At 69.7% G+C, this 10,338-nt stretch carries 10 protein-coding genes and 1 pseudogene; 2 read left to right on the plus strand and 9 right to left on the minus strand.

The genetic code is table 11. The features are described 5' to 3' along the window. A pseudogene (locus tag ACOADB_RS27250) lies at positions 1 to 252 on the minus strand (fructosamine kinase); the annotation flags it as partial. Positions 253 to 287: 35 nt separating this feature from the next. Then, entirely contained in the window at positions 288 to 689 is a 402-nt protein-coding gene (locus tag ACOADB_RS27255) for a phage holin family protein (protein ID WP_378606489.1), read from the minus strand. A 99-nt stretch (positions 690 to 788) separates the two neighbouring features. On the opposite strand from ACOADB_RS27255, the gene nhaA reads away from it, so the two are divergent. After that, complete coding sequence (gene nhaA, locus ACOADB_RS27260) at positions 789 to 2,177, plus strand: Na+/H+ antiporter NhaA (protein ID WP_378606492.1); 1,389 nt, start codon at positions 789 to 791, stop codon at positions 2,175 to 2,177. Here nhaA and ACOADB_RS27265 read toward each other — a convergent pair. The 7 genes from ACOADB_RS27265 to ACOADB_RS27295 form a co-directional block, all read right to left on the minus strand. Beyond that, positions 2,174 to 2,941: a maleylpyruvate isomerase family mycothiol-dependent enzyme gene (locus ACOADB_RS27265; protein ID WP_378606495.1), complete on the minus strand. Its 768-nt coding sequence runs from the start codon at positions 2,939 to 2,941 to the stop codon at positions 2,174 to 2,176. The two genes, nhaA and ACOADB_RS27265, sit on opposite strands and share 4 nt — an antisense overlap. An 8-nt stretch (positions 2,942 to 2,949) precedes the next feature. Continuing rightward, the gene (locus tag ACOADB_RS27270; protein ID WP_378606498.1) at positions 2,950 to 3,531 is read right to left on the minus strand and encodes a TetR/AcrR family transcriptional regulator; all 582 of its coding nucleotides are present in this window, start codon (positions 3,529 to 3,531) and stop codon (positions 2,950 to 2,952) included. An 81-nt stretch (positions 3,532 to 3,612) separates the two neighbouring features. Then, on the minus strand, positions 3,613 to 4,035 hold the full coding sequence (locus tag ACOADB_RS27275) for a pyridoxamine 5'-phosphate oxidase family protein (protein WP_378606501.1): 423 nt from the start codon (positions 4,033 to 4,035) through the stop codon (positions 3,613 to 3,615). Between the two features lie 12 nt (positions 4,036 to 4,047). Further along, positions 4,048 to 5,499, minus strand: a complete 1,452-nt coding sequence (locus tag ACOADB_RS27280) for a protein adenylyltransferase SelO (protein WP_378606504.1) — start codon at positions 5,497 to 5,499, stop codon at positions 4,048 to 4,050. Positions 5,500 to 5,637: 138 nt separating this feature from the next. After that, positions 5,638 to 7,620: an acetate--CoA ligase gene (gene acs, locus ACOADB_RS27285; RefSeq protein WP_378606507.1), complete on the minus strand. Its 1,983-nt coding sequence runs from the start codon at positions 7,618 to 7,620 to the stop codon at positions 5,638 to 5,640. Between the two features lie 137 nt (positions 7,621 to 7,757). Continuing rightward, positions 7,758 to 9,389, minus strand: coding sequence for a cation acetate symporter (locus tag ACOADB_RS27290; RefSeq protein ID WP_378606510.1), 1,632 nt, complete (start codon positions 9,387 to 9,389; stop codon positions 7,758 to 7,760). Further along, the gene (locus ACOADB_RS27295) at positions 9,389 to 9,775 is read right to left on the minus strand and encodes a DUF485 domain-containing protein (protein ID WP_378606513.1); all 387 of its coding nucleotides are present in this window, start codon (positions 9,773 to 9,775) and stop codon (positions 9,389 to 9,391) included. Before ACOADB_RS27295 ends, ACOADB_RS27290 begins: the two co-directional genes overlap by 1 nt. Positions 9,776 to 9,995: 220 nt before the next feature. On the opposite strand from ACOADB_RS27295, the gene ACOADB_RS27300 reads away from it, so the two are divergent. Next, positions 9,996 to 10,338 (plus strand): hypothetical protein (locus ACOADB_RS27300; protein WP_378606516.1); only part of this gene is annotated, 343 nt, incomplete at its 3' end.

Genomic DNA, 10,338 nt, shown 5'->3' on the forward strand with positions numbered 1-10,338 from the left:
GACGGCCATCACCTCGGGGGTGGGTACGCCGCCGTCGGGCGTGGCCTCGGCCAGCCAGCGCAGTCCGGCGGCCTCGCGCTCGTAGAAGTGCGGGGGCGCGGTGCCGAGGGTCTTGAAGAGGGCGGTCCTGCCGTTGGAGAGGCGCACCTTGACCGCGGTCGAGATGTCGCCGCCGGCCACGGGCGCGGTGGCCACGACGGCGGAGCCGAGCAGTTGCTCAGCCCGACCGGCGATGACCGGTTGCCGCGCCATCAGGTCCTCTCAGGTCGACTCGGGTGGTCGGAGGATCAGGCCTGTCCCTTGAGCGCCCGCGGGATCTCTCGACCCTGTTCGATGGCGCGCTCGGGTGCCTTGACCTTCTTGAAGCTCCGGACGCCGAGCAGCACCAGGAGCGCGGCGACCAGCAGGTAGAACCCGAAGACGATCAGGAACGCCCAGTGCAGGTCCAGGCCGTCGCCGTTCCAGTGGATCAGGAACGCGATGGCGATCGAGAGCATGATGATGGCGAGGGTCAGGACGAACAGCGCCGCGCCGAGGAACACGGCGCCCATCCCGCCGGCCGTGAAGCTGACCTTGAGCTCCGACTTGGCGAGCTGGATCTCCTTGCGCATGAGCGTGGAGAAGTCGGTCTGCGCGTCCTTGATCAGGCGCCCGATGGTGGGCTCTTCCCGGATCGGTTCGATGGCCATGCGACCGACCTTACCGACATCGATAGACTCCCCGTCAGGTGAGCCGGGAAGTCTGGTCGGCAGACGATCTCCCCTGCCCACCTGACTCCGGAGGCCTCAGTGCCCGATTCCCCCCGCTCGCCCGACGACCTCTGGCGCCAGGGCCCCGTCTGGACGGCCAGCGAGAAGCCGTTGGCGAAGTACGTCGCCCGTCCGATCCGGGAGTTCCTCCACGTCGAGTCCGCCGGGTCGATCCTGTTGCTCACCGCGACCGTGATCGCGCTCCTGTGGGTCAACCTGCCGGTCACCGGCTGGGCCTCCGGGTACGACCACTTCTGGCACACCCCGATCGGTCTCGACGTCGGCAGCTGGCGGATCGAGGAGTCGCTGCAGCACTGGGTCAACGACGGCCTGATGACGATCTTCTTCTTCGTGGTCGGCCTGGAGATCAAGTACGAGCTGGTCCACGGCGACCTGCGCGACCCCCGCACCGCAGCGCTCCCGATCATCGCGGCCGTCGGCGGCATGGCCGTGCCGGCGCTGCTGTTCGTGGCGATCGCGGGTGGCGGCGAGGCCGGTGCCGGCTGGGGCATCCCGATGGCGACCGACATCGCGTTCGCGGTGGGTGTGCTCGGCGTTCTCGGCCGCCGGATCCCGTCGGCCGCCCGGTTGTTCCTGCTGACCCTCGCGATCGTGGACGACATCGGCGCGATCATCGTGATCGCGGTGTTCTACACGGCCGACCTCGCGTGGGGCTGGCTCGGCATCGCCGTCGGCCTGCTCGCGGTGATGGCCGTCCTGCGCGCCGCCCGCGTCTGGGCGATCCCGGTCTACTGGGTCCTCGGCCTCGTCATCTGGTTCGCCGTTCTCGAGTCGGGAGTCCACGCCACGCTCGCCGGCGTCGCGATCGGCCTGATGACACCGGCCGTCGCCCTGCTCCGCCCCGAGGTCGCGAAGGAGTTCGCGACGGGCGCCCTCCAGGACAACGACCTCGACGCCGAGGAGCTGCACCGGATGCGGTTCCTGCTCGCCGAGTCGGTGCCCATCGCCGAACGTCTCCAGTCGCGCCTGCACCCCGTGTCGTCGTACGTCGTCCTGCCGGTGTTCGCGCTCGCCAACGCCGGCGTGGCGCTGGGGGATGGGGCGTTCGGTGATGCGCTGTCCTCGACCGTCGCCCTGGGCATCGGTGCGGGACTCGTGCTCGGCAAGCCGCTCGGCATCGCGCTCGCCTGCTTCATCGCGATCCGCCTGGGCGTCGCACGGATGCCCGACGACACCAACTGGGGCCAGGTGATCGGTGTCGGTGCCGTCGCCGGCATCGGCTTCACGGTGTCGCTGTTCATCGCAGGCCTGTCGTACCCCGACTCGGCCGCGCTGACCGACGACGCGAAGGTCGGGATCCTGCTGGCGTCCGTCCTTGCCGCGGTCGTCGGCGTCGTCGTCCTCCTGCTGGCGTCCCGTCGACCCGAGGTCGCCGAGCAGCCGGCCGAGGTCGTCGACCAGTCCTAGAAGGGCACCTCGGTCGCGAGCAGCCCCTCGCCCTGACCGCGGCCGGACAGCACCCGGCAGAACTCGACGGCGTCCATCTCGATCACCGGCCCGTTGCCGGGCGACCGCCACGAGCCGCCGGCTGGTCCGCTGAGGTCCAGGCAGTACGGCCGACCATGGCGGGCGGCCCACTCGTCGACGACGTCCGCGACGATCCTGCCGTCGTGCTCGGCGGTCAGTGCGGGTGCGGTACCGGTCGCGGTGGCGACGTCGATCCGGTGCATCCAGGTGTCGCGGGTGAGGATCACGTCGATGACGTAGCCCAGCGCCCAGGTCTCGTCCACACCCTGCACCGACTGCTTGTCGGGCATCGCCATCCGGCGCAGGAAGAACGGCGTCATCCGGCGACCGCGGGCGGCCCGGGGTCCGAGGGCGCGAGCGTCGTCGACCAGACGCTGCGGCGAGTGGTCGGCGCGTTCGCGGACCTGGAGGGCGGTCAGGGCATCGACCATGGCGATGCCGCGGGCGGAGGACTCGGCGCCGGCGATCTTGCGCTGACGGGCGCCTTCTCGGATCCCGGCCGCCATCGCGGCCATGCCGACGACGTGGCTGGTCAACTGCCGCACGTCCCAGGCGGGGCAGTCCGTGGATCGCTTCCAGTCGGCGGCGTCGAGGGCGGCGACGGTGTCGGCGAAGCGGCGGTACTCCTCGGCGGCGAGCGCCATCGCCGTACGGCGGTCCAGGGCGGAGCGTCGAATGCCCGGCGCGGTCGTGGTCTGGTTCATGGTCGTGCTCATCTCTTGCGGGCCGCCCTCCTGGCGGCAGGCGATTGCTTCGGGACGCCGGCAGCGTCCGCCCACATGTCGATGGCCCGTTCGAGGAGTCGCGAGTAGCGGTCCCCTCCGGGGTCGTTGGCCAACTGCTGGTCGATCAGGCCGCCGATCAGGGCCGCCATGATGTCGAAGTCGGCGCTGTCGGACACGCCGCACGAACCGACCATTGCCCGGCCGTGCTCGAGGACGCGGACGGCGGGGGCGTACGAGTCCGGGCTGGGCTCGAAGCCGGGGATCGTGCGCTGGTTCATCAGCTGGTAGCGGGCCAGGTCGGCGACGGCGAAGTCGAAGAAGACCCGCGCGATCTTCTGCAACGCCTCCCGGGGGTGCTCGGGCAATGGCTCGAGCGCGGAGCCGGACTCCTCGTAGGCCAGCCACGCCTCGGCGTACATGGCGTCGTAGATGGCGTTCTTGGAGGCGAAGTGCGAGTACAGCGAGGGTGGCTGCATCCCGACCTCACGGGCGATGTCGCGCAGCGTGATGTTGGCGAGCCCGACGTCCCTGGCCTGGCTCCACGCGGCATCGAGGATCTCCCGACGCACTCCCTCACGTCGTTCGGCAATCCTATTGCGACTAGGTGTTCCTAACACAGTTAGGAGAATGCGCCTGGCGCACCATCCTTGTCAAGAGATCGGGGAGAGCACCTGCGCCGAACCGAGGAACCGCTCGACGGTGATCCGCACGGCCACCCGCTCGGCACTCGGGGACGGCGGGCGGTACCGGGCGGCGTACCGCTCACAGGCGCGCGCGATCGAGGCCTCGTCCTCGAGGACCTCGCCGGTGCCGACAATGCTCGACCAGCGGCCGCGGTCGACCTGGGTGATGGACAGTCGCGGGTCGCGTCGGATGTTGGCGACCTTCTGCGAGCCGCGCCGGGTGATCACCCAGGCGCACTGGTTCTCGAGGTCCAGCGTGGTCCCGACGGGTACGGCGTGGGGCGCGCCGGTGCGGTCGAGGGTGCTGAGCGTGCAGAGGTGGTACTCGGTCCAGAAGTCGAGCAGGGGTGCGGGCAGGGCCGACCAGTCGACGGGATGCAGGACGGGCACGTTCGAGGCTCCTCAGGTTCCGCAGAAGGTCTGGTACTGGCCGAAGTCGTCGGGCGCCGGCTCGGCGAACCGCTCGAACCCCGGGCGCTCGACGAACGGTGAACGCACCGCCCCGACCAGCTGGTGCAGCGGTTCGAGGTCACCCGCCGTGGCGGCGGCGAGCGCCTCCTCGACCAGGTGGTTGCGGGGTATGTAGAGCGGGTTGAGCCGGTCCATCGCCTCCGCGTCGGGGCCGAGCGCGCGCCACCGGGCGAGCCACGCGTCGATCGCCGGCAGGTCGAGGAAGAGCCCGCGGACCGGCTCGGCGTCGCCGCGGGCCGCTGTCGCCAGGTGGCGCCAGAACGTCGTGTGGTCGACGTGGCTCGCGCGGAGCAGGTCGAGCACCTCGCTCGCGAGGGCCTGCGCATCCACGGCGGGACCCAGGCCCAGCTTGGCGCGCATGCCGGCGGACCACGCGGCGTCGTACTCCATGCGGAAGGACGCGAGCGCCTCGCTCGCGATCTCGACGGCGCGGTCCCGGTCGTCGGCGAACAGGGGGAGCAGGGCCTCGGCGAAACGGGCGAGGTTCCACTCGGCCGCGCCCGGCTGGTTCACGTAGGCGTACCGCCCGCCGCTGTCGATCGAGCTGAACACGGTGTTGGGCTCGAACACGTCCAGGAATGCGCACGGGCCGTAGTCGATGGTCTCGCCCGAGATCGTCATGTTGTCGGTGTTCATCACGCCGTGCACGAACCCGACCAGCATCCAGCGCGCGATGAGCGAGGCCTGGGCTGCGACGACGGCCCGGTAGAAGGAGAGGTACGGCTCAGGATCGGCTGCGAGCTCCGGGTAGTGGCGCGCGATGGCGTGGTCGGCCAGCCGGCGCAGGAGGTCGTCGTCGCGGATCCCCTGCGCGTACTGGAAGGAACCCACCCGCAGGTGGCTGCTCGCCACCCGGGTCAGTACGGCGCCCGGCAGAACGGTCTCGCGATGGACGTCGCGTCCCGTGGCGACCACGGCCAGCGACCGGGTGGTCGGGATGCCGAGGGCGTGCATGGCCTCGCTGACGACGTACTCGCGCAGCATCGGGCCGACCGCCGCCAGGCCGTCGCCGCCGCGTGCGTGGGGCGTGCGTCCCGATCCCTTGAGGTGGATGTCGCGCAGGTTGCCGTCAGCGTCGATCACCTCCCCGAGCAGCAGTGCCCGTCCGTCGCCCAGCTTCGTGAAGCCGCCGAACTGGTGACCGGCGTAGGCCTGCGCCACCGGCGCGCTCCCGGCGGGCAGCTCGGTCCCGGTCAGGAGACCGAGGCCCTCGGCGCTGCGCAGCCGCTCGACGTCGAGGCCGAGCTCGGCGGCGAGGGGTTCGTTGAGGACCAGCAGCCGGGGTGCCGGCGTGGCCGCGGCCTGCCAGGGCTCGGCGAGCTCGGGCAGCTCGGTCGCGAAGCGTGCCTGGAGCGAGGCGACGCCGGGGAGGGCCGTGGTCATGCTTCGAGCGTACGGACGCCGTGGCGAGCACCCCGTGCACCATCCGTCACACGGGATGGGCAGTTCCTGCGCCGGACGGGGGTTGCAACCCCCATCCGGCGCAGGAATCCCCGGGCGCCCGGGGATTCCTGCAGGCGCTCAGTCCTCCGTCGACGTCGTCTGCCCGGCCGAGATCAGGTCCATGATCGAGGCGTCGGCGAGGGTCTGGGTGTCGCCGACGGTGCGGCCCTCGGCGACGTCGCGGAGCAGGCGGCGCATGATCTTGCCCGAGCGGGTCTTGGGGAGCTCGGGGACGATCATGATCTGCCGGGGCTTGGCGATCGGGCCGATCTCCTTGCGGACGTGGTCGGACAGCTCCTTGATGATGTCCGGTCCACCGTCACCGGCCTCCTCGCGGAGGATGACGTAGGCGACCACGGCCTGGCCGGTGTCGGGGTCGTTGGCCCCGACGACGGCGGACTCGGCGACCTTGGGGTGCGACACCAGGGCCGACTCGATCTCGGTCGTGGAGAGGCGGTGGCCCGAGACGTTCATGACGTCGTCGACGCGGCCCAGGAGCCAGATGTCGCCGTCGTCGTCCTTCTTGGCGCCGTCGCCGGCGAAGTAGAAGCCCTGCTGCTTGAAGCGGGACCAGTAGGTGTCGGCGTACCGCTGGTCGTCGCCCCAGATGGTGCGCAGCATGGAGGGCCACGGTGAGGTGATCACGAGGTAGCCACCGGAACCGTTGGGGACCGAATGGCCTTCGTCGTCGACGACGTCGGCGTCGATGCCGGGGATGGCGGTCATGGCTGAGCCGGGCTTGCCGGCGGTCACACCGGGGAGCGGGGAGATCATCACCGCGCCGGTCTCGGTCTGCCACCAGGTGTCGACCACGGGGGTGCGGTCGCCGCCGATGACGTTGCGGTACCAGATGTAGGCCTCGGGGTTGATCGACTCACCCACCGAGCCGAGGATCCGAAGGCTCGACATGTCGAACTTGTCGGGGATCTCGCGGCCCTGCTTCATGAAGGAACGGATCGCGGTGGGAGCGGTGTAGAAGAGCGTGACCTTGTAGTCCTGGATGATCTGCCACCAGCGCCCACGCTCGGGGGCGTCGGGGGTGCCTTCGTAGACGACCTGGGTCACACCGTTCGCGAGCGGTCCGTAGACGATGTAGGAGTGCCCGGTGACCCAGCCGATGTCGGCGGTGCACCAGTACACGTCGTCGGGCTTGAGGTCGAACACCGCGTTGTGCGTGTACGACGCCCCGGTGAGGTAGCCACCGGTCGTGTGCAGGATGCCCTTCGGCTTGCCGGTGGTGCCGGACGTGTACATCACGTAGAGCGGGTGCTCGGCGTCGAACGCCTGCGGTTCGTGGATCGGGGAGGCCTCGTCGACGACCTCGTGCCACCAGTTGTCGATCGCGGAGTTGAACTCCACCTCCTGTCCGGTACGACGGACCACCAGGACGTTCTCGACGATGGCCGTGTTGTCGTTGTCGATCTTGACCAGTGCCTCGTCGACGGCCGGCTTCAGCGCAGCAGCGGCACCGCGGCGGTAGCCGCCGTCGGCGGTGATGACGAGCTTGGCGCCGCAGTCCTCGATGCGTGAGGCCAGTGCCTCGGCGGAGAAGCCGCCGAACACGACCGTGTGCGGGGCGCCGACGCGGGCACAGGCCAGCATCGCGATGATCGCCTCGGGGATCATCGGCATGTAGATCGCGACCCGGTCGCCGGCCTCGATGCCGAGCTCCTCGATCGCGTTGGCGGCCTTCGAGACCTCGTCCTTGAGCTGGGCGTAGGTGATGTCCCTCGTGTCATCGAGAGGTTCGCCGACCCAGTGGATCGCGACCTTGTCCCCGCGCCCGGCGTCGACGTGCCGGTCCACGCAGTTGTAGGCGGCGTTGATCTTGCCGCCCACGAACCACTTCGCGAACGGGGCGTTCGACCAGTCGAGGACCTGGTCCCACTTCGTGGCCCAGTCCAGCCGGTCGGCCTGGGTGGCCCAGAACGCCTCACGGTCGGCGGCCGCGGCGTCGTACGCATCGGCCTTCACGTTCGCGTTCGCAGCGAGCTCGGCCGGGGGCTCGAACCGGCGCTCCTCCCGCGACAGGTTGGCGAGGGTCTCTTCGTGGTCGGTCACTACCGGGCCTTTCGACGTTCAGGGGCACGTTGGGGGTGCGGCTCACATTGCCGCACCCCCAACTGTGCCCGCTAGGGGTTGCTTCGTGGTTGCGTGGTCTCGGGACGGTTGCTGTGCAACCTCCTCGACCACCGGCGTCAGTGGGAGACGGCCTGCTCGGCACCCGCGCCGGTGAGGGCGCGGACCTCGAGCTCGGTGAACCGCTCCTCGGACTCCGGCTCCTTGGCGAGGATCGATCCGAGCCAGCCGAAGAAGAAGCCGAGCGGGATCGAGACCAGGCCCGGGTTCTCCAGCGGGAACCACGAGATGTCGATGCTGGTGGGCAGCAGGGACAGGTTCTTGCCGGCTGCGTCGACGCCCTTGCCGGAGACGACCGGCGAGAAGATCACGAGCGTGATGCAGGAGATCAGGCCGCCGTAGATGCTCCACGTGGCGCCGCGGGTGTTGAAGCGCCGCCAGAACATGTTGTAGACGATCGCCGGCAGGTTGGCCGAGGCCGCCACCGCGAAGGCCAGTCCGACGAGGAACGCGATGTTCAGGTTGCGGGCCGGGATGGCCAGCAGGATCGCGATCACGCCGAGACCGGCAGCGGCGTACCGCGTCACCCGGATCTCCTCGGCCTCGGTGGCCTTGCCCTTGCGGATCACCGAGTTGTAGATGTCGTGCGCCACCGAGGTGGACGACGTCAACGTCAGTCCGGCGACGACCGCGAGGATCGTGGCGAAGGCGACTGCCGAGATCACCGCCAGCAGGATCGCGCCGCCCGTGGAGCCGGCACCACCGCCGACCGCTTCAGCGAGCAGGGGTGAGGCGAGGTTGCCGCCGCTGTTGGCGACGTCGCTGCCGACACCGGTGTTGAGCAGTGCCGCGGCACCGAAGCCCAGGACCAGCGTGAACAGGTAGAACGTGCCGATCAGGGCGATGGCCCAGAGCACCGACTTGCGGGCGTCGCGCGAGGTCGGGACGGTGTAGAAGCGGACCAGGATGTGGGGCAGGCCTGCCGTACCGAGGACCAGGGCGATGCCGAGGCTCAGGAAGTCGAGCTTGTGGGTGGCGTCGATGCCGTACTTCAGGCCCGGCTCCAGGAAGCCTGCCTTGCCGGAGTTCGACTGTGCGGCGCCGAGCAGCTCGGAGAGGTTGAAGTCGAACTTCGCAAGGACGAGTACGACGATGACGGCCGAACCGACCATGAGCAGGACCGCCTTGACGATCTGCACCCAGGTGGTGCCCTTCATGCCGCCGACGGTGACGTAGACGATCATCAGCGCGCCGACACCGGCGATCACGGAGCTGACGGCGAGGGTGTTCTCCTTGTCGATGCCGAGGAGCAGCACGACCAGGCTGCCGGCGCCGACCATCTGCGCGAGCAGGTAGAAGATCGAGACGGCCACCGTGGAGGTCGCTGCGGCGGTGCGGACGGGGCGCTGCTTCATCCGGTAGGCCAGCTGGTCGGCCATCGTGAAGCGCCCGGAGTTCCGGAGCATCTCGGCGACCAGCAGCAACGCCACCAGCCAGGCGACCAGGAAGCCGATCGAGTAGAGGAAGCCGTCGTACCCGGCGAGGGCGATGACGCCGGAGATGCCGAGGAAGGACGCGGCCGACATGTAGTCGCCGCCGATGGCCAGGCCGTTCTGGATGGGGGAGAACGAGCGGCCGCCGGCGTAGAAGTCCTCGGTGCCGCTGCTCGAGCGGCTGGCCTTGATGGTGATGAAGAGGGTCAGGGCGACGACGCTGAGGAACAGCCCCGCGGTGAGTACCTGGTGGTCCATCAGTTCTGGGTCCTTCCGTGCGACGACTTGCCGGCCAGGGCGATGAAGCGCTCGTCGAGCTCGCGGGCGAGCGGGTCGAGCCTGGCGTTGGAGTAGCGGCTGTAGAGCCACGCGAGCCCGAACGTCGTCACGAACTGCAACAGGCCGAAGACCAGGGCCACGTTGATGTTGCCGATGACCTTGTGGGTCATGAAGTCGCCGCCCCAGTTGGAGAGCACGACGTACAGCAGGTACCACGCGAGGAACGCGATCGTGGCGGGGAAGACGAACGCCCGGTAGCGGCGCCGCAGCTCGGCGAACTCGGGCGACGCGTGCAACTCGTCGTACACGGGATCGTGGCGTGACGCCACCTCGTGCGGGTCGTGCGGGGCGACTTCAGATGTCACGACGAAACCTCCTGGGCTGGTGCAGTGGCCGCGATCGCGACCGGACATTGCGACGCTAGGAGTGATCGCGGTCACACCGTCAGGGGTGCGGTCCGGGTGCGCGCCGAGTGGGAACGGGTTGTCGACGAACGGTCGGTACGGCGCGACGAGCGGCACCCGGAGCGTCCGGAAATCGGTGTTCGGGTCCGCGTGGAGCCGATGGCTGGAATGCTTCCCGAACGTGGGGATGCATAACGAACTTGCTCGTCTGGTCGAACAGGCCGGACCCGGCGTGCTGGACGACGCCGACTCGTTCCGTGCCGCCCTGGACGACTTCCTCGCCGAGGACGCGGCGACGCGCGGCGAGCTCAACCTGCTGGTCGACGCCGTACGCCTGGGCACCTTCGCGCGCCTCATGGACCAGGTCGAGCACGGTGCCGAGACCACCCAGGCGACCCGGCTCCTGGGCCGGGAGCTGGCCCGCGACCGGGGTACGACGGAGTCCACGAGCGCGGCCTGGGCACTCGGTGTCCTGGCGTTCGCGGTCGGGAAGCTCGACGAGCCGGACCTGACCGAGCTGCGCG

The organism is Nocardioides sp. CPCC 206348, assembly GCF_048654705.1.
GTDB lineage: Bacteria > Actinomycetota > Actinomycetes > Propionibacteriales > Nocardioidaceae > Nocardioides.

Coding starts and splice junctions, on each gene's coding strand:
- ACOADB_RS27255 (WP_378606489.1), bottom strand. CDS start 689: ATGGCCATCGAACCGATCCGGGAAGAGCCCACCATCGGGCGCCTGATC.
- ACOADB_RS27265 (WP_378606495.1), bottom strand. CDS start 2,941: ATGAACCAGACCACGACCGCGCCGGGCATTCGACGCTCCGCCCTGGAC.
- ACOADB_RS27280 (WP_378606504.1), bottom strand. CDS start 5,499: ATGACCACGGCCCTCCCCGGCGTCGCCTCGCTCCAGGCACGCTTCGCG.
- ACOADB_RS27290 (WP_378606510.1), bottom strand. CDS start 9,389: ATGGACCACCAGGTACTCACCGCGGGGCTGTTCCTCAGCGTCGTCGCC.